The organism is Oceanobacillus sp. FSL K6-3682, assembly GCF_037976165.1.
GTDB classification, from domain to species: Bacteria; Bacillota; Bacilli; order Bacillales; family Amphibacillaceae; genus Oceanobacillus; species Oceanobacillus sojae.
The window spans coordinates 2,024,827-2,044,133 of the sequence record NZ_CP150263.1; the positions used below are offsets into that span (position 1 = coordinate 2,024,827).

Sequence of the window (19,307 nt, forward strand, 5' to 3'; positions counted from 1 at the left end):
AAAATTATTTGACCGGCATCTGCTTAATAAGCAAGTAAATTATTCAACTTCATACATCCATGGACTGCTGATTTGGAGTGCATGTTCTAAATAGTAAAGCAGTGTATCATGAGATTGTTCAACGTTTTTTTGACTGGATGAATGGTGGTAATCGTAAAGAAAACGTTCAATTTTTTTTGCAAGTAAATCATCATCTGTCCGTGACATTAACAAAAATAAATTATCCCACTGTCCCCATATAGTGTAGTATAAAGCTTTGTCGTAATCAGGCATCTCAGGTATCAAAATTATCACTCCTTTATAAAGAAGGAAGACCATCTTAATATAGACAGGCTAAGTTAAAAAGGTAAATTACCTCGTTTATATCTTCTCCATTGCTCATTAAATATCCCTGCTACTTTCATGGTCTCGTTTCCAAAAATTAACGTTATTTACGTGCATAAATCCTTACCTGCCTATCCATAATAAAGGCAAACAGGTAAGGAGGAATGAAAATGAAATTACGCTTATTTGCAGTTTTAACTGTTCTTATGATGGTGCTAGTAGCTTGTCAAAATACGGATAATGGGGATACGAATCCTAACGATAACGAGGGAAATGTAGAGCCGACACGATATCAGGGGCATAACATGGGTGATGATGCAAGGAATCAGGGCCGTGACCATACGTTAGAAAGAGTATCTGACCGTAACGGTGACGCGGATTACGATGTCTCCAAAGAGGCAGCTGAAAAAATAGCAGCTGAAATGGATGACATTGACAATGCTTATGTATTAACAACAAAAAATAATGCTTACGTTGGAGCTAATTTAGACACTGGCAATAATGAAGCTGGGCATGACAATGGTAATGGAATGGAAGTAACTGATGATGTAAAAGACAAAATTGCAGATATCGTCCGTTCTGTTGATCCATCTATCGATAACGTTTATGTAACAACTAACCCAGACTTTTTGGATCTGGCGGACAGATATGTAAACGATATGGATAATGGTCATCCGGTAGAAGGCTTCTTTGATCAAATCGGCAGCATGATCGATCGTGTTTTCCCAGATGCGAAATAATACTGCAGCACCATTGATTAGTAATTTTTCCACAAATTAATGTGATAAAAATCCAATTCCGTCAGCTTTAAAGCAGGAATTGGATTTTTATTTTCTGATGGAAGACTTGTGTGAAAAGTATAAAAAGGATGTACCGGCGTATGGATAGCACCGCTCTCTACTTTTCTTTGACGTTTTTTTCATGTATGATATATAAAGGTTCAAAGCACTGCAATTTTTGAAATACAAGGAAGTTTTAAGGCATGATATATGAGAAGCAGCAGAGATTCCAGCTTGTAAAGAAATTTAACAGGGCTGGGCAGCCGGTTGCTTTCTGGAAGGCACAAAAATATTGAACCATCAAAAGCACAGCATGAAGTATTCGAATAAGGATATGAGGCAGTTACGTAATACATTAATTTATTATAGGCAGCTGTTTATTTTAATTACATAATGTTGAAGGAGGAAATAAAATTATGAGCGAAAAAGCAATTGCTTACTTAAAAGAAAATCAGGAAGCATTACTAAAAAAATTATATGAATTCTTAGAAATTCCGAGTGTAAGTACAGACCCGGCACACAAGGATGATGTACATCGTGCTGCTGATTTTTTAACCGGGTATTTAAATGAGCTGGGATTTGAAAGCGTAGAAAAAATGGAAACAAAAGGCCATCCGCTTGTCTATGCTGAATATACAGCAGCCGGACCTGAGGCACCAACAGTTTTACTTTATGGTCATTATGATGTTCAGCCTGTTGATCCAATCAATTTATGGGATAGTGAGCCCTTCCAGCCAGAAGTGCGTGATGGAAGAATCTATGCCCGTGGATCAAGTGATGATAAAGGGCAAACTTTCATGCATCTTGCTGTTTTTGAAGCGTTTTTGAAAACGGAAGGGAAGCTTCCGATGAATGTAAAGGTTTGTATTGAAGGGGAAGAAGAAATTGGCAGTGAGAATCTTTATGAACTTCTGCACGAGAAGAAAGAGCAATTCCAGGCAGATTTTGCAGTTATTTCTGATTCTGGTATGGCAGAAAAAAATCAGCCGACTATTTTGTACGGTTTAAAAGGCTTTACAGGGATTGAAATTACATTAACAGGACCGGACCATGATCTTCACTCTGGTATGTACGGTGGAGCAGTCCGAAATCCTTTAATGGCAATGAGTCATTTGCTGGCATCTATGAAGGATGAGGAGGAAGTCATTACTGTTGCTGGTTTTTATGACGGCGTGAAGGATTTGACACCAGATGAAAGAGAGCTTATGGAGAAAGCTCCGGGAGAAGACTTTGTAGAAGCGACAAACATTCCGGAAACAGTATCTGAAAAAGGGTATACAGTGAAAGAACATACCATGGGCAGACCGACATTAGAAGTGAACGGACTATTTGGAGGCTATCAGGGAGAAGGTACGAAGACAATTATTCCTTCTACAGCAACAGCCAAAATTACATGTCGTCTTGTCCCTGGCCAGGACCCACGGGATGTCCAGGAAAAATTAGTAAACCATATTCATAAACATGCTCCTTCGGGTGTCCATGTTCATGTGGAAAAGGAAAAGCTCTCTGCAAAAGCATATAAAGTAGAACCGGATCATCCATTAATTAAAAAAGCAGCCAAAAGCTATACAAAAGCATTTGGAAAAGAAACAGTTTTCCTGAGAATGGGAGGCTCCATCCCTGTAGTGGAATGGCTGGAAGCTGCTTATCAATATCCAATTGTTCTTTTAGGATTTGGTACACCGGAAGACCGGCTTCATTCGCCAAATGAAAGCTTTCCGGTTGACAGCTTCGAAAAGGGTATGGAAACATTAGCTTATTATTGGAGCGAGCTGTAATATATTGTAAGTGTTGAAAAAAGATCAGCTTTCGATCGGTTGGTACTGGTTAAGGCTGATCTTTTTTAAAGGATAAAGAATAATATCAGATTTAAAGAAAATACAGTATTTATTTGTACTTGTGATGTCAGTCATACATATAACGGATGTGTGTTTAGGACACATTAGATTTGTTTTATTTAAAAAGGGGAAATAAATAATAATTAGAATAGAGAGGGGTAAAGCGTATGGAGACAGCAATTATTACTGGGGCTTCGAAGGGGTTAGGTGCAGCGCTTGCAAAACTTTTTTTAGAGTCCGGAATAAATGTAGTGGGGATTTCCAGAACAGATAATACCAAATTATATGCATATGCTAAAGAAAACAATGCCGATTATAATTATGTGGCATGTGATCTATCTGAGAAAGCTTCCATACAGAAAGCAATGGAAGGCCTTGATGAAACTTTATTTAAAGATAATAGTGTGTCAAAAGTATACTTAATTAATAATGCAGGCTTAGTTGATCCGATTGATCGTGCCGAGAATATTGAAATAGATGATTTAATGAGACAAGTTCATGTAAACACAGTTGCACCGATGATTTTAACGAACCATTTCTTAGAGAAAGCATCAGAAAATAATGTTCAGCTTATCGCAGCAATAGTGACCTCGGGAGCAGCTGTAAAACCAAAGTATGGATGGAGCGTATATTGTTCTACAAAGGCCAGTATGAATATGTATACGCAGACAGTTGCTTTAGAACAGATGGAACAAGAAACAGAGCATGCTATCATTGCATTTAGCCCGGGAGTCATGGATACAGGAATGCAAAAGACAATTCGTGCCAGCTCAGAGGGTGCATTTAAAGATGTAGAAAGCTTTCGCGCATTAAAAGAGAATAATCAATTAAAGGATGCAGACATTATCGGTGGTGTATTGATTGATATCCTAATGGATGAACATTTAGAAAACGGAAAAATTTATGATGTCCGGGAGTATATTTAAAAAAATGGTCATTCGCCTTCCCAATTTGGATGAAGCTGCATAAGTTAAAGTAGTTCAGATAGAGGAGGTTATACACATGGGTAGAGAAGAATGTTGTGAAGATCGTCAAAGCTTCGGCTCAGCTGGCTTTGCGTTATTAGTTGTGTTATTTATCTTGTTGATTATTATTGGAACTGCTTATTCAGGCGGCAACCAGTGTTACACTGGCGGGTATTACTGTTAATTATTAAAAAAAGACTTGTCGGGTTATATTCCCGGCAAGTCTTTTTACATGGTTTGGAAAGTATAAAATTTTAGCTGATGCCTTTAGAGAGACTGTAATTGTGATCGCAACGACGAAATTTGATGGCGTAAAATTATAAAACAGCAAATATAAGAAAAGCTGCAGATTTGCTATTGGAAAAGCGAATGTGATTTTTAGATTAACTATCCAGATTCTGCAACGTTTCCAAGGTTACTTTTTTCCGTAAATAAGTTTTTGCAATATCTGATAAAGCTCCTACTGCAATCAGCAGAATGAGCATTATCAGATAAACATTCTTAATATTTGTATTCCAAAGTACAAGTGTTATAATACCAAAAACAGCTGTCTGCACAAGGGAAATAAAAAATGGTGTAAATCTTCCTTTAAATAATTCCTGTTCATCTGTCCAGTGAAGCTTTGGACTAAACACATCGATAAGAAAGTTAATAATTACTGCCAAATAATTATACAATAAGGAAATACCTATCCAGCCGATTAATATATGAATAGGGATATTTACATAAATTCCAACACAGGTAATAAGTATAAATGGTATGAGCGGAATAAGGTAAGCAACCAGTAATTTTGCAAAAATTAAATGGTGAAAAGGGATAGGCAGGAATAAATTTATTTTTCGGCCTGCTCCATCTCTGGAAATAGCGGTAAATGCTGTAGCATTGGCACTTAGCATAATAATTGAGAACATAAATAAGATAAGAAACAGATTTTTTTCCGCTGTAATAGAGCCCAGTGATGACAAACCTTCTCCCAGGTCTAAAAACAGAATAACAGTTATAAATACAGGAAAGAACAATGGCTGAACAACACACTGCATTAAAAAAGCCGGGGTTCGAATAATAATTTTTATATCCTTCAGTATATATGTTTTTAAAATGGAACGCTCTTTTGTTAATTTATGTGAGGCTTTCTCAGATAATTTTCCTTTACTTCCTGAACTCATGCCTCTTACACCCTTCAGATAAAAGTGGTGGCCTGCCAGGATAAATAACAATGCCGTGATTGTAAAAATAGCCAGAAGGGCCGCAAGAGCCGGCAAGCCTGACCAGCTGCCGGCGAAATGAAGGCTGAGTGCACCAAAATAGGCAGGTGGAAAAATCATTGTAATCATTTTCAATATACCTTCCTGCTCCTGCATATAGACAGTGAAGGTATTCATGAGCGCCGCATCATCTAAATTTAAGCGGACAAGCACATTAATCAGAATAACAAATAGCAGGGAACCGGCACCCATAAAGATTTTGGAACGGTCTTTATTTTTGGCAATATTTACGTATCTCATAACGAACATAAGTATAACCGCTACAATAGTAAACGGAATAATTGGGAAAACAATAAACAAAATAAGACCATAAACATAAAATAGAATAGGCGCATTGCTGATGCTTCCGTAAATAAACAGAAATGGAATAAAAATAACTGCCGATATTAAGTAATTGTAAATTAACGGATTTGCTGCTTTGCCAATTAATAATTGATGAGGATGTAAAGGTAACGGGATGTATGCTGTAATATCATCTGAAAAATAAAATGCTGATAAAATGGTGATAAAAGAAAAGAAGAGCAGTACAGCGGTAATAAAAAGAAATGCTAGACCAAGCAGCATGCTTTCCTGGTTTACCTCTGCCAGCAAGTGATAAACATTTTCAATAATTGAACGGAAGACCTGCATCATTATTATAAGGAAAAATGGAATCAGAATAACAACAAGTAAACCATAAATCCATGTATTACTCTGTTTGCTGGTGGACGAATATTGCATTTTTAACATAATTTTAGTTACTATCCATGTGTTACGCATCATTTGTCAACTCCAAAAATACATTTTCAAGTGACTGGTCTGTTTGATATTTTGCCTGGAGCTCTTCAATCGTTCCATAAAATAACAGCTTTCCGTGATTAATAATAGCTACTTCATCGCAGATCTGCTCAACAACCTCCAGACCATGACTGGAGAAAAAGACAGTATTTCCTTTGTCAGCATGCTCTCGCATCATTTGCTTTAAAGCATGTGAGGATTTTGGGTCCAGTCCAGTTAACGGTTCATCTAAAATCCAAATGTCGGGATCATGCAGAAGAACAGATGTAACCATTATTTTTTGCCGCATTCCATGGGAATAACTCTGAATATAATTTCCGAGCGCATGATCGATTGCGAATTGTTCTGTATAGTATTTGATTTTCTCCTGCCGTATTTCTTCAGGAACCTGATAAATATCAGCAATAAAATTAAGATATTCTAACCCTTTTAATCTTAGAAAGATATCTGAACGGTCAGGAACAAATCCGAAAATTTTTTTTGCTTTTAAAGGCTCCTTGTCAATATCAATATCATTTAGCGTAATTGTTCCCTTATCAATTGGTAAAATCCCCGTCATCATATTGATGGTAGTAGATTTACCTGCTCCATTTGGTCCAAGGAAGCCGACAATCTTCCCATCAGGAATGGTTAATGTTAAATTATCAATAATTTGATTCTTCCCATCAAAGCTTTTATTAATTTGAGATATTTCTATCATTGGAAAGCCTCCATTTCTGTTAATAGAGTAAAAAACTAAAATAGCAAGAAAAAATATATCTTTATCGTAACACGCTGTTTAAGTTTAGCAAAATAGGAATTTTCTAACTTTAACCACAAAAAATTGTTCCTGAAAGTATTACTCAATTTATACAACAAGAATATGGACTTTCATAAGGATGAGAAAGTTAACTTTCTGTTCGTTTTAGAGCGGTTGTGTTAAAATTTACAATGGACTATGGATACGAAACAGCATTTAAAATAAGCTTATTACCCATAAAGTATTGCGTATATAGAACATAGAAAGGAAGAAAAGTAAATGATAACTAGAAAAAGTAAACGAGAAGTACAGCAAATGCAGGAAGCTGCGGATTTGCTGGTGGCAACACATAAAGAAATTGCAAAGCGTATTAAACCGGGTGTTACTACACTGGAATTAGATACGTTTGTGGAAAAATTTTTAGAGGAGCATGGTGCAACACCGGAGCAAAAAGGCTATAACGGTTATCCTTATGCAATCTGTGCTTCCTTAAATGACGAAATCTGTCATGGATTCCCAAATGATATGCCTTTAAAAGACGGTGACATTGTGACGGTGGACATGGTCGTTAATTTAAATGGAGGGCTTGCAGACTCTGCTTGGACATATGCAGTTGGAAATGTAGACGAAAAAGGGCAGAAGCTGATTGATGTGACAAAAGAAGCGTTATATAAAGGAATTGCTCAGGCGAAACACGGAAATCGTTTAGGTGATATTGGCCATGCCATCCAGTCTTATGCCGAAGCGGAAGGATTTTCTGTTGTACGTGACTTTACTGGCCATGGAATTGGACCTACCATTCATGAAGATCCACATGTTCCACATTACGGATTGCCAAATAAAGGTATCCGTCTAAAAGAAGGCATGGTTATTACAATTGAACCGATGATTAATGAAGGTGACTGGCGCAGTAAGATGGATGATAACGGGTGGACTGCCAGAACAGTGGATAAAGGCCGTTCTGCACAATTTGAACATCAAATTGTTATCACGAAGGATGAAGCGATTATTTTAACAGAGCAGGATAAATAATTTTTAGAAATAGAAAAATCCCCAATGAGAGTGTTGAAACGCTCGTTCATTGGGGATTAACTTTTACTTTTTAGCTGTTCTCGCGCCAAATAAAATAGTGATTATTGGACTTAACAAGCAGAAAAATGCAAACGGCAGGTAAGCCAATACAGGAACACCGAGGACATCTGCGATAAACACACCGCACACACTCCAGGGAACGAGCGGGTTAATTACAGTTCCAGCGTCCTCTAAAGTTCGCGATAGTGCTTTCTTTGTTAACCCAGCGCGTTCATAAATCCGTTGAAATGTTTCTCCGGTTAACAGGATGGATAAATACTGTTCTCCGATAAAAACATTCACACCAATGGCTGTACCGGCAGTTGAAGCAATGATTGATCTCGTTCTTTTGAGCCGTGTTTGAAGTGCATCCAGTATTGTGGGCAGTAGACCAGTAACAAACAATAACCCGCCAAAGCTTAAAGCAAGGAGCACAAGGGCAATAGTGAAAAACATACTTTCCATACCGCCTTTTGTTATTAATTCATTAACAGGCTCGAAGTCTGAACCGCCAGTATACCCTTCAAACCAAGCTTTTGGGACGTCACTTAATGGAAATTTATTCACTGCCATAGCTATTATACTGGCAACCAAGCTGCTGATAGACAATGATAAGAAAGCAGAAAGCTTAAAGATAGTACAAACGATTAATACAATCAATGGAATCCAAGAGCTCCAATGAATCAATCCTGTAGCCTGTAAAGCATCCTGATATTGCGCAATATTATTGTTGGCATAGGATTTACCTGGTGATAAAATTGCAAAAGCAATAAAAGATATAATAAAAGCAGGAATAGTAGTTAAACTAATATGTTTAATATGCTCAAATAAATCTACCCCGACAATAGCTGAAGCAAGATTGGTCGTATCGGATAAAGGTGACATCTTATCACCAAAAAAAGCTCCAGAAACAATTGCGCCCGCTGTAATTGCTAAAGAAGCATCCATTGCTCCAGCCATTCCAATTAACGCGACTCCGACTGTCGCTGTTGTTGTCAGTGAGCTTCCTAAAGAAATTCCGATAATTGCTGTAATGGCAAATACAATCGCATAGAACCAGGTTGTAGAAATAATAGATAACCCTACCATCATCAGTGCCGGGATGGTGCCGCTAATCATCCAGCTGCTGATTAAAATACCGATAACGAAAAACAAGAATACTGCTCCCATGGCAGAGCCGGCGCCTAAAGCCATTGCGTGCTGAAGAGACTGATAGCTGATTTTGTTCCATAGACCATAACCAATTAAAATAAAAATAGCAATAAGAATTGGGATGTGAGGAGCGGTCTCCATTACAATCATAAAAAAGCTGATAATACCAACAATCATTATAAAGAAGATGATTGAAACAGCTAATGAAGGATTATGCTTTGCCTCAATTGAATTCATTTTATTTCCTCCTTGAATTTACATTCTATATATCATTATCTTACTTCTATAAAAAATCAGGTGATTATTTTATTCAACAAAAAAACTCCGCCCCTAAAATAGGGACGAAGTATATCTCCGCGTTACCACCCTGCTTGATGCACAAAAGCACATCCACTTGATTGCAGTGACAAGTTTTATTACAAAGTCTGTAATTCAATCCATTAAATACCAAGGTTTTCACCACCCACCTTGTCTCTATAAGCTGTCATATAATGATTTACTTCGGACTTTTACTGTCAGAACGATAGAATTGTTAATAATGACTATACAATTAATTTACTGGAATTGTCAATAACAGATTTTGATAATGCTCTAATTTACGTACAAATATAAAATTGTGATTTCAGTCTCGAGTTGTTGACTCTTTGTCTTCTTCATAAGGTTCAATATGAATTAATGCGTGATTAATTCCGTATTCCTTGTAAAGATAGTCTTCAATATGCTCTGTGATAGCATGACTGTCAACGACATTCAGTGTAGGATCCACCAGAATAGTTATATCTAAAAGCTCCTGGTTTCCGTGAATTCTGCCTTTAATATCAACAATATCACGGACATTTTTAAATGTTCGAATAGCATTCTTCATTTCATCCAATTTCTTATAATCAAATCCGTCTGTTAATGTAACAGTTGAGTCTTTAAAAATATCCCAGGCTGTTTTACAAATAATTAATCCAACTAACACAGCAACGACAGGATCTAGCCAGAAAAGCCCAAATTGTGCTCCGATAATACCGATAAATACACCAACACTTACAAAAGCATCAGAGCGGTTATCCATTGCCGCTGCAAAAAGTGCGCTGCTTCCTACTTTTTTTGACAGCTTCAAATTATAGCTGTAAACACCAAGCATAACGAAGGCAGCAAATAGAGCAACCCAGGCTGTCAGCATATCCGGTTGAGAGTAGTTGGATAGATACAGCGTCTGGCTGGCAGTAAATATAACTTGAAGGCCGATAAGCATCATAATAAAAGCTGCAAATAAAGAAGCAATACTTTCTGCCCGGTAATGGCCGTAACGGTGTACGGAGTCTGCTGGTTTCCGTGCTATTTTTAATCCCACTAATACAGCAATGGAAGCGATGATATCTGTAAAGTTATTTAATCCATCTGCCCGCAAGCCGTCAGAACTTCCGATGGAAGCAATATAAAGCTTCATAACTGCTAAGAAGATATAAGCAACGATGCTTAACCAGGCGCCCTTTTCCCCGGTTTTTAAGTTTTCATTATGATTATTCATTTTAATCCCACCATATTTTAATATTCATTGTTTAGCGATGAAGAATTCCTTTTAGTTCGTGTTCAAAAAGTCCGATAAATAGGGCCACGAAGTTCAAGGCGACGAATATTTTTCAAACGGAGCGTATGCTTTATAATACGTGAGTATTGAAAAATATTTGTCAACGTAGAAATTCGCCATGTCATCTTTATTGGACTTTTTGAACATCCTCTTTTAAGAAGATAGCTTATATAGTCTATCAAATCACCTGCTGGTGGGTCTAGAGAAACATAACAGACCACAGGAAGAGTTATTGAAAGCTGCAAGCATATTTTCCTTTGGGAAAAAAACATTACTCAGGCAGTATTTATTGTGGCTCTCTATTTGAAAAATAATTCGGAAATAAGATTTCAAAATACAAAGCATAAACTCTATTTAGAACGAAGATAACGTGTAAGGTCACTGCTGCAGCGGACCGTTTTGCTTTCCTAGAGACATGCTCTTTAGCTAACCTTTTCTAAGAAGAGCGCTTGGTAAAAGTGGATCTTCAGATGATGCTTTTCCCTTAGGAGTCAAAACAGCCCGCCTCCGCTAGAAGGAGATCCTGTACTGTTTAATACAACTTAGCCAATAGAAATTAGACCAGTAAAGAACATTTTTTTCTTGATGCATATAAAAATGTCCGTCATGATTGCTTTCTATGTATAAAAGCTATTCCCGATATTTACTATCCCATGCTGTGACATCATTTAAATTGCCAAATCAACCATTTGAAACATTAAAATGATGTGGTATCTTGATAAATACCTTCCTAAAGCCTTGAAAATACATGTTTCACCGTATCTAAGAACTTAGTTTGCGCGTACCTTAAATAAAGGCAATAAACCAAATAAGCAGAAAAAAATATTTTAAAATATATTTTAGTTGAAATTTATAGAAAGTTTGTGCATAATGGGAAAAAGGCTTAAGGGGGAATTTTCCGTGAAACAAGAAAAAGTCGTTTATCGCTTTTTTCAATATGTAGGAGAGCCGTTAACAGCAAGAAAAGAACTGGCGTTTGAAGAGCAGTTGTATGCACAATTATTATTGGACGAGCTTTGTTTTAACTGGAATAAGTCTCACTTGGAAGATAAAATAAATCATGCAATTGAAACAAATAATTATAATGATTTTAAGAAATATAGTAAAGCTTACAAACAATATGTTTGGGAAGATTAAGCATACAAGCATAGGACGCTGTCTAAAGCGTGCCTATGCTTTTTTTGTTTCTGTAATTATGCTTTTTACCGAAGTGAATATTTAGTAAATTCATATTGATTAAAAAACTGATAGGATAAACCAAATAAATCCATTATAATGCAAGTAAGAGGGGGGATAAGATGGACTCAAAATCGAAAAAGAAAATACAGCGCAGCTGGATGATGTATGATTTTGGAAACTCTGCTTTTGCAACAACGATTATGGCGGCAGTACTGCCGGTTTATTATTCAACTGTTGCTGCTTCGGGGCTGGATGATCATTTAGCAACGAGTTATTGGGGTTATTCACAATCTATCTCTGTTTTAATCGTAGCTATCCTTGCACCAATTCTGGGTGCTATCAGTGATTTTTCTGCGGCAAAGAAAAAATTTCTTCGTTTTTTTGCGTTTATGGGGATTATTGCAAGTATTCTAATGATCTTTATCAGTGAAGGCGATTATTTGCTCGCTTCTTTATTATTTATTATTGGTTCGATCGGGTTCTCCGGCGGAAATATATTTTATGATGGTTTTCTGCCAGAGATTGCAGAAAAAGAAGAGATGGATAAAGTATCATCAGGAGGCTTTGCATATGGATATATTGGCGGCGGAATTCTACTAGCCATTAATGTCATGATGATATTAAATCCGTCATGGTTTGGTATTGCAGATACAGAGTGGGCAACCAGAATTTCACTTGCTTCTGTAGGAATATGGTGGCTTATTTTTACGATTCCGCTGCTTAAAAATATAAAAGAAGAGAAAAAAGAGAAAGTGGAACGGACGAAATCATATGTATCAATCGGTTTTCAACGAGTGGGTAATACTTTCCGGGAAATGAAACAATTCAAACAGCTGATTATTTTTCTGATAGCTTTCTGGCTTTATAATGACGGTATTTCCACCATTATTCGTATGGCCACTGTTTATGGAAGTGAGATAGGTATCGGCCAAAATGATTTAATTATTGCATTATTAATTACGCAGTTTGTCGGGATTCCATTTACATTCTTTTTCGGCTGGCTGGCGGTAAAAATTACAGCAAAAAAAGCCTTATTTATTACTTTATATGTTTATTTAGGAATAGTTATTATTGGTTATTTTATGAGTACAGCATTACATTTTTATATCTTAGCGATTATTGTAGGTATGGTCCAAGGAGGAGCGCAATCATTGAGCCGGTCTATTTTTGGAAGAATGATTCCGACTGGCAAGCACGCTGAGTTTTTTGGATTTTACGGTATTTCATCCAAATTTGCAGCCATCATTGGACCGTTTATGTTTGCGCTTATTGGACAGCTGACAGGGAATAGCCGTTTAGGAATTCTGTCACTTATCTTCTTCTTTATTATTGGAATACTTCTCCTGAAATTTGTAGATATTGATAAAGGAATAGTAGAGGCGAAAAGAGCTTCGAATAAAAATGAGGGAGTAAAAATACGTCCGCAATAAATTGAATAAAAACAAAAAGAAGCGCATGCTGTTTGATTATACGAAATCAAAAAACATGTGCTTCTTTTTATTATACAATTGGTGCACTAAAACGGTTTGTGAAATGATCTGCTAAATGTGTACCAGTATCATATGAAATATTATCAATACGGCGGATCAGCTGTTTTTTTGTGGATTCTTCGGCTTCATTCCAATAGTCAAAAGCCAGAGGAAGTACGCTAACTACATCATTTAAGGCATCCGTATATAATTCTTCAAAGCTTTCCTCATATAACTCTCCTGTAGCTGAATGAACCCAGGATGTTTTTCCTTCATTAAGATAATCGACATATTCATCAGCCGGCTGATGTGAATAGGAGCGGATAAATGGTTTCAACAGTTTATTTTTTAAGCCTGACGGATCAGAAAAAAGCTTTTGAGCGGTAATCATATCCTGGTAAGCAGTTTGAACAGTGTTTGTTTGAAAAGACAAATCAGGATAAACTTTCCGGATAGCTTCATCCAACAGATGTAGAATGGCTGGCGACAGCATTTCGCCGAGGTAAATCTCTTCAAATACCGGATGCTTCCAAATCTCTTTTTGCCGATGTTTTAAAGCCATTTTTGTATCAATAATTGTTTCCAGCAGCTGATGTTTGCTTCCTTGGTAACCGGCACGGTAATGGATATAGGGATGTGTATGACGATCCAAAAAATGATGTGTGATAAACCCAATTACATAAGCTTTTACCTCGTCCGGTTGTCTGTTTGCCTTCTCAATAAGATATAGTAGAAAAGGGCCGCATTCTTTTGTATGTAATGCATTACCGATATCATGCCCGGCCTTTTGACCGGAAAGCCAAGGCCAGAATCGATAATAGAAAAAAGGATCGGGACCTTGTGCGCCCAGAAATAAAGCATTTCTGTCAGGAGAATCGGGTATATCATATGATAGTGAATTACAAGCATCTTCTGCGAAAAAAATATGTGTCCAGATATTCGGCATGTTTTATTCCTCATTTCTGTCAGGTTTAAAATGGGTGAAAAAGATAATATTTTCTGAAAATAAGATTACCTATATCATATCACGAAAAAGAAATCGAAAAAAATGAAATAATTTGGTACACTAGATATGGATTCAGGAAAAGTTCAAGGAGGAATCAGGATGGATTATCGCATAGAAAAAGATACGATTGGGGAAATCAAGGTCCCTGCAGACAAATATTGGGGAGCACAGACACAGCGCAGCAAGCAGAACTTTCCGATTGGTCAGGAAACAATGCCTGTAGAAATTATTAAAGCGTTTGCAATTTTAAAAAGAAGTACAGCAATTGCTAACTTTGAGCTGGGCTTAATGGAAGAAGAAAAAGCAGAAGCAATAAAATATGCCGCAGATCAAGTATTAGCAGATAAATTAAATGAACATTTTCCACTGGTGGTCTGGCAAACAGGAAGCGGGACACAATCAAATATGAATGTAAATGAAGTATTGGCTTATGTGGGTAATGAATGGTTAAAAGAGCAGGGCAGTGAATTAAAGCTTCACCCAAATGATGATGTGAATAAATCGCAAAGCTCAAATGATACATATCCTACAGCCATGCATGTAGCAGCGGTATTAAAATTGGAAGATACAGTATTGCCTGCCATTCAACAATTAAAGGGAACCTTGGAAGAAAAGCAAAATAAATTCGCTGATATTGTAAAAATTGGCAGAACTCATCTGCAGGATGCAACACCACTGACATTAGGTCAGGAAATCAGCGGCTGGCATCGGATGTTAGAAAAATCGTACACAATGATCAAAGAAAGTAACGAACATCTGCGGGAATTGGCTATTGGCGGAACAGCTGTAGGAACTGGTTTAAATGCACATCCAGATTTCTCAGAAAAGGTTTGTAAAGCTATTTCAGAGTATACTGGAAAAAGCTTTATTTCTGCAAAAAATAAATTTCATGCATTAACTAGTCATGATGAGACTGTTTATGCCCACGGAGCATTAAAAGGACTCGCTGCAGATATGATGAAAATTGCCAATGATGTCCGCTGGTTAGCAAGTGGACCACGCTGTGGGATTGGAGAAATCACGATTCCAGCAAATGAGCCGGGCAGCTCTATCATGCCAGGGAAAGTAAACCCGACCCAAAGTGAAGCAGTAACCATGGTTGCGACACAGGTAATGGGAAATGATACAGCAATCGGTTTCGCTGCGAGTCAAGGGAATTTTGAATTAAATGTATTCAAACCTGTCATCGCTTATAACTTCTTACAGTCCAGTCAATTGCTAGCAGACAGCATTCTTTCCTTTGATGAGCGTTGTGCTGTAGGAATTGAAGCAAACCTGGAGCAAATCGAGAAAAACCTGCATGGCTCGCTAATGCTGGTAACAGCTTTAAACCCGCATATCGGCTATGAAAATGCTGCGAAAATTGCTAAAACAGCCTTTGCTGATAATGCAACATTAAAAGAAACAGCGGTGAAGCTAGGCTTACTGACAGCTGAGCAATTTGACGAATACGTGAAACCAGAAGAAATGACACATCCAAAATAAGTACAAGCAATCCGGAAAACTGTTGAGTTTCTACTTTAAAACTCAACAGTTTTTTTGAGTAGAAAAAGTGGAATATTGGTGTGAAAGTAAACTTTTTTGTGTGAAAATCCAATATGCAGGACAAGACTCTCTGTAAATGATGTAACCGCTATCGAAAGCTGGAAAACACCAAGGAAATCGCTTCGCTTCCCTTGCAATCTTTTGAAGGGTACTATAAGCTGAACTTAAATTAAAAACTTCCATTTGAACTTTTTTCTCACTTATAATCGGTTTATTGTTTTCCTTTCTCTATTATTTATTGTTGAAGAGAAGATTTACATGCGAATAATTATAAAATACATAGAAATAGTTAATAGGTTTTACGCAGCCAGTTATATTTTACTGTTCTGTTTGGAGAGGAACTATAATGGAGGTGTCCGATGAAAAAGGTGAGAAAAGCATTCATGTAGCAAGGAGAGAATTATCATGGTAAAACAGAAGGAATTTACAGTTGCAGATGCAATTGTAAAAGAACTTGTAAAGGCAGGAGTAGATACAATTTTTGGAATTGTCAGTATCCATAATATGCCTATTTATGAGGCGATGCTGGAGGAAGGTTCCATCCGAATGGCGACTGCACGGGGAGAGAGTGGTGCCGTTAATATGGCAGATGCTTATTCACGCACAACAGGTAAATTAGGTGTTGTGCTTACCAGTACAGGGGCCGGAGCAGGTAATGGGGCAGGCTCATTAACGGAAACCTGGAATTCAGGAACACCGCTTCTTCACATTACAGGAGAAGCAAATTATAACTATATTGGAAAAGATTTACGCTACATTCATGAATGTAAAGATCAGCAAAAAATGATGGAGGGTGTTAATAAAACATCTTACTTATTACGGCTGCCTCGTCAGATTACACCATTTATGCGGACAGCCATTAACGAGGCTCTCGAAGTCCCTAAAGGTCCTGTCACTGTATCTATTCCAACGAATTTCCAAGCACAGATTATCCCGCAAAACCAGATTATCGAGACAGAAATACAGCCGAAGAAGACAGAAATTACTGTACCAGAAGAAATAATTGAAGCAATTATATCTGCGAAAAGGCCGATTGTTTGGACAGGCGATGGCATTATTCATTCCGGAGCATCTGAAGAGCTTTTAACATTAGTAGAAAAGCTTCATCCGGCAGTTGTGACAAGTGAATCTGGAAAAGGCGGCATCCCGGAAAATCATCCGCTTTGTATCGGAAATTTTGCTGCAACGCCACAATTTACAGAGCTTCTGAAAAAATCAGATTTACTTATTAGTATCGGCGTCAGATTTCGTGAAACAGAAACCGCTGAAGGTACGCTGCCTTTGCCGGAAAATCATATCAATATTGATTTGAACCCACATGCTTTTAATCGTAATTATGCTACAAAATCCGGATTAATTGGTGATGCGAAAGCAGTTTTACAAACAATTAATAAAACGCTTGCAGAAAAACATGTTCAATCAGACAATTCCTATGTCGAAGAAATAAAAGCGTGCCGCCAAGCTGTTCGGAATGATTTAAACGAAACCATCCAGCCTTATGGAGAGTTTGCCCGTATTATGAATAAGCAATTGCCGGAAAACACAATTTTAGTAACGGATGTAACGATGCATGGATATATATGGGGAAACAAACTGGTAAATATTCATGAGCCTGGGAACTATCTGCATATGACCGGTGGAGGAATTGGGCAGGGGTTGCCGATGGCAGTCGGCGCAAAAATAGCGCAGCCGGAAAAGCCGGTTGTTTTAATAGCTGGTGATGGAGGGTTTATGGTGAATGCTGGAGAGATGATTTCAGCTGTTCAGGAGGATGCGCCAATCATTGTTTTGCTGTTTGATGACGGTGGCTATGGAATCCTGCAGTATTATCAGGATGCAGCGTATGGCAGACAGACAGCTGTTCATTTGAAAAATCCTGATTTTGCGATGATGGCAAAATCGATGGGCTTTGAAGCGGAAAAAGTAACATCTGCCAGTGAATTTGATAGCGTTCTGGAAAAAGCACTTGCAAGCAATCAATCCTGTATGATTGTTGTCGATGCCAATAAAATTGGTGATTTGAAATATGAAGATTCACCAGAATATATTCAATCATTCCGACCGCATCAATAATAAAGCAGCTAGAATCAATCAGATTTTATCAAAGGAGAATCGTAATATGACAAAACATTTAAAGCTGTATATAGATGGAGAATGGACCGATTCTGCCAATCCAAACATGCAGGACGTGATTAACCCTGCAAACCAGGAGGTTATTGCGAAAGCCTCACAAGCTACAAAAGAGGAAACAGAAAAAGCAATTTGTACTGCTAAAAAAACATTTGAAAGCGGCGTCTGGTCGGAACTGACGCCGGGAGAAAGAGCAGAGATACTGCTTCAAATTGCAGATAAGATAGAAGTAAATTTGAATGAATTGGCAGAGCTTGAAGTAATGAATAACGGTAAAACAAAAAGAGAAGCTGATGCTGATGTGGAAGACGCCGTAAATACCTTCCGTTATTATGCCGGGTTGTTACACAATCAAACTGATGAAACCTTTGAGGCAGACAAAGATTTGCAAACAGTGATTGTGAAAGAGCCGATAGGAGTAGCCGGTTTAATTGTACCTTGGAATTTTCCAATTCTGATGAGCGTTTGGAAAATAGCACCTGCTCTGGCAGCAGGGAATTCCATTATTTTAAAGCCTGCAGAGATAACTCCGGTAACAGCAGTTAAGCTTTATGAACTTATAGAACAGACAGATTTACCTAAAGGTGTTTCGCAGCTGCTGCTGGGAACAGGATCTGTTGTTGGCCAGACACTTGCTGAAAGTAATGATGTGGACATTGTTTCCTTCACAGGCAGCACGAAGGTCGGGCAGCAAATTATGCAGGCTGCGGCGGGAAATTTAAAAAAAGTTTCCCTTGAGCTGGGCGGGAAATCTCCGAATATTATTTTAGGTGATGCAAACATTGATTTAGCAGTAGATTATGCTTTATTCGGTATTTTTATGGGAGCTGGACAAGTCTGTACGTCCGGAAGCCGGCTGCTTATTCAGGAAAACATTTATGATGAATTTATAGAAAAATATATAGAAAGAGCGAGTGCCATTCGTGTCGGTCCTGGAAAGGATACAAAATCAGAAATGGGAGCGATTGTCAGCGAAAGACACATGGAAAGCATTTTAAACTATATCCAAATTGGAAAAGAAGAGGGTGCACGTCTGGCCTTAGGCGGCAACCGTATAGAAAAAAACGGTTTGGAGAAAGGCTTTTTCATTGAGCCGACAATATTTACGGATGTTACAAGCGATATGCGTATCGTCCGGGAAGAAATTTTTGGTCCTGTTATTGTTATTCAGAAATTTAAAGATGAAAAGGATGCAATTCAAATCGCAAATGATACCGATTACGGGCTTGCAGGTTCAGTATTTACCAAGGAGCAGGGCAAGGCTATCCGCATCATAAAGAAGATACGTGCCGGCATTACATGGGTGAATACATATCACTTATCCAGTGTACAATCTCCGTGGGGAGGATATAAAACAAGCGGTATCGGAAGAAGTCTTGGGAAATATGGGTTGAATGAATATCAGGAGACAAAACAAATTAATATCAGCATAAACCCTGAGAGACTTGACTGGTTTGATGGAAATAAATAATTTGAAAGAAAAATAAAG

Annotated in this window: 16 protein-coding genes; 10 read left to right on the forward strand and 6 right to left on the reverse strand. The window is 37.7% G+C overall.

Translation table 11 applies throughout. The features are described 5' to 3' along the window. Positions 1-39 precede the first annotated feature (39 nt). Complete coding sequence (locus MHH51_RS10160; protein ID WP_147208794.1) at positions 40-273, reverse strand: YhdB family protein; 234 nt, start codon at positions 271-273, stop codon at positions 40-42. A gap of 221 nt (positions 274-494) precedes the next feature. Here MHH51_RS10160 and MHH51_RS10165 point away from each other — a divergent pair, with 221 nt between their 5' ends. The 4 genes from MHH51_RS10165 (at position 495) to MHH51_RS10180 (ending at position 4,090) form a co-directional block, all read left to right on the forward strand. Beyond that, entirely contained in the window at positions 495-1,064 is a 570-nt protein-coding gene (locus tag MHH51_RS10165) for a YhcN/YlaJ family sporulation lipoprotein (protein WP_147208202.1), read from the forward strand. 455 nt (positions 1,065-1,519) lie between these two features. After that, positions 1,520-2,881, forward strand: a complete 1,362-nt coding sequence (locus MHH51_RS10170; protein ID WP_339285901.1) for a dipeptidase — start codon at positions 1,520-1,522, stop codon at positions 2,879-2,881. Between the two features lie 227 nt (positions 2,882-3,108). After that, on the forward strand, positions 3,109-3,867 hold the full coding sequence (locus MHH51_RS10175; protein WP_147208198.1) for a (S)-benzoin forming benzil reductase: 759 nt from the start codon (positions 3,109-3,111) through the stop codon (positions 3,865-3,867). A 76-nt stretch (positions 3,868-3,943) separates the two neighbouring features. Then, entirely contained in the window at positions 3,944-4,090 is a 147-nt protein-coding gene (locus MHH51_RS10180; RefSeq protein ID WP_147208196.1) for a YjcZ family sporulation protein, read from the forward strand. Between the two features lie 199 nt (positions 4,091-4,289). On the opposite strand, the gene MHH51_RS10185 is transcribed toward MHH51_RS10180, so the two are convergent. Then, on the reverse strand, positions 4,290-5,933 hold the full coding sequence (locus tag MHH51_RS10185; protein ID WP_339285903.1) for a hypothetical protein: 1,644 nt from the start codon (positions 5,931-5,933) through the stop codon (positions 4,290-4,292). Beyond that, complete coding sequence (locus MHH51_RS10190; RefSeq protein ID WP_156985457.1) at positions 5,923-6,648, reverse strand: ABC transporter ATP-binding protein; 726 nt, start codon at positions 6,646-6,648, stop codon at positions 5,923-5,925. The genes MHH51_RS10185 and MHH51_RS10190 overlap by 11 nt, the downstream gene beginning before the upstream one ends. A gap of 318 nt (positions 6,649-6,966) precedes the next feature. On the opposite strand from MHH51_RS10190, the gene map reads away from it, so the two are divergent. Then, positions 6,967-7,719 carry a type I methionyl aminopeptidase gene (map, locus tag MHH51_RS10195; protein ID WP_147208190.1) on the forward strand — a complete coding sequence of 251 codons (753 nt, stop codon included), beginning with the start codon at positions 6,967-6,969 and terminating at the stop codon, positions 7,717-7,719. 63 nt (positions 7,720-7,782) lie between these two features. Here the strand turns inward: map and nhaC are convergent, their stop codons facing one another. Next, entirely contained in the window at positions 7,783-9,147 is a 1,365-nt protein-coding gene (nhaC, locus tag MHH51_RS10200; protein ID WP_339285906.1) for a Na+/H+ antiporter NhaC, read from the reverse strand. A gap of 385 nt (positions 9,148-9,532) precedes the next feature. Continuing rightward, positions 9,533-10,429 carry a cation diffusion facilitator family transporter gene (locus MHH51_RS10205; RefSeq protein ID WP_147208186.1) on the reverse strand — a complete coding sequence of 299 codons (897 nt, stop codon included), beginning with the start codon at positions 10,427-10,429 and terminating at the stop codon, positions 9,533-9,535. Between the two features lie 960 nt (positions 10,430-11,389). Between MHH51_RS10205 and MHH51_RS10210 the strand changes: the two genes are divergently transcribed. Together MHH51_RS10210 and MHH51_RS10215 are read left to right on the forward strand one after the other, a co-directional pair. Next, the gene (locus MHH51_RS10210; RefSeq protein ID WP_077603344.1) at positions 11,390-11,626 is read left to right on the forward strand and encodes a hypothetical protein; all 237 of its coding nucleotides are present in this window, start codon (positions 11,390-11,392) and stop codon (positions 11,624-11,626) included. Between the two features lie 161 nt (positions 11,627-11,787). Further along, entirely contained in the window at positions 11,788-13,098 is a 1,311-nt protein-coding gene (locus MHH51_RS10215; protein WP_339285908.1) for an MFS transporter, read from the forward strand. 70 nt (positions 13,099-13,168) lie between these two features. Here the strand turns inward: MHH51_RS10215 and MHH51_RS10220 are convergent, their stop codons facing one another. Then, entirely contained in the window at positions 13,169-14,083 is a 915-nt protein-coding gene (locus MHH51_RS10220; protein ID WP_339285910.1) for a zinc dependent phospholipase C family protein, read from the reverse strand. Positions 14,084-14,242: 159 nt separating this feature from the next. Here MHH51_RS10220 and fumC point away from each other — a divergent pair, with 159 nt between their 5' ends. From fumC to MHH51_RS10235, 3 genes are all read left to right on the forward strand, one after another. Continuing rightward, positions 14,243-15,628: a class II fumarate hydratase gene (gene fumC, locus MHH51_RS10225; protein ID WP_339285912.1), complete on the forward strand. Its 1,386-nt coding sequence runs from the start codon at positions 14,243-14,245 to the stop codon at positions 15,626-15,628. Between the two features lie 465 nt (positions 15,629-16,093). Further along, positions 16,094-17,761 (forward strand): thiamine pyrophosphate-binding protein, encoded by a 1,668-nt coding sequence (locus MHH51_RS10230; RefSeq protein WP_339285914.1) that lies wholly within the window; start codon positions 16,094-16,096, stop codon positions 17,759-17,761. A gap of 46 nt (positions 17,762-17,807) precedes the next feature. Beyond that, a complete protein-coding gene (locus MHH51_RS10235) occupies positions 17,808-19,289 on the forward strand; it encodes an aldehyde dehydrogenase family protein (RefSeq protein WP_339285916.1) in 1,482 nt (493 codons plus the stop codon). Positions 19,290-19,307: the final 18 nt, after the last annotated feature.

Coding starts and splice junctions, on each gene's coding strand:
- MHH51_RS10160 (WP_147208794.1), bottom strand. CDS start 273: ATGCCTGATTACGACAAAGCTTTATACTACACTATATGGGGACAGTGG.
- MHH51_RS10165 (WP_147208202.1), top strand. CDS start 495: ATGAAATTACGCTTATTTGCAGTTTTAACTGTTCTTATGATGGTGCTA.
- MHH51_RS10170 (WP_339285901.1), top strand. CDS start 1,520: ATGAGCGAAAAAGCAATTGCTTACTTAAAAGAAAATCAGGAAGCATTA.
- MHH51_RS10175 (WP_147208198.1), top strand. CDS start 3,109: ATGGAGACAGCAATTATTACTGGGGCTTCGAAGGGGTTAGGTGCAGCG.
- MHH51_RS10180 (WP_147208196.1), top strand. CDS start 3,944: ATGGGTAGAGAAGAATGTTGTGAAGATCGTCAAAGCTTCGGCTCAGCT.
- MHH51_RS10185 (WP_339285903.1), bottom strand. CDS start 5,933: ATGATGCGTAACACATGGATAGTAACTAAAATTATGTTAAAAATGCAA.
- MHH51_RS10190 (WP_156985457.1), bottom strand. CDS start 6,648: ATGATAGAAATATCTCAAATTAATAAAAGCTTTGATGGGAAGAATCAA.
- map (WP_147208190.1), top strand. CDS start 6,967: ATGATAACTAGAAAAAGTAAACGAGAAGTACAGCAAATGCAGGAAGCT.
- nhaC (WP_339285906.1), bottom strand. CDS start 9,147: ATGAATTCAATTGAGGCAAAGCATAATCCTTCATTAGCTGTTTCAATC.
- MHH51_RS10205 (WP_147208186.1), bottom strand. CDS start 10,429: ATGAATAATCATAATGAAAACTTAAAAACCGGGGAAAAGGGCGCCTGG.
- MHH51_RS10215 (WP_339285908.1), top strand. CDS start 11,788: ATGGACTCAAAATCGAAAAAGAAAATACAGCGCAGCTGGATGATGTAT.
- MHH51_RS10220 (WP_339285910.1), bottom strand. CDS start 14,083: ATGCCGAATATCTGGACACATATTTTTTTCGCAGAAGATGCTTGTAAT.
- fumC (WP_339285912.1), top strand. CDS start 14,243: ATGGATTATCGCATAGAAAAAGATACGATTGGGGAAATCAAGGTCCCT.
- MHH51_RS10230 (WP_339285914.1), top strand. CDS start 16,094: ATGGTAAAACAGAAGGAATTTACAGTTGCAGATGCAATTGTAAAAGAA.
- MHH51_RS10235 (WP_339285916.1), top strand. CDS start 17,808: ATGACAAAACATTTAAAGCTGTATATAGATGGAGAATGGACCGATTCT.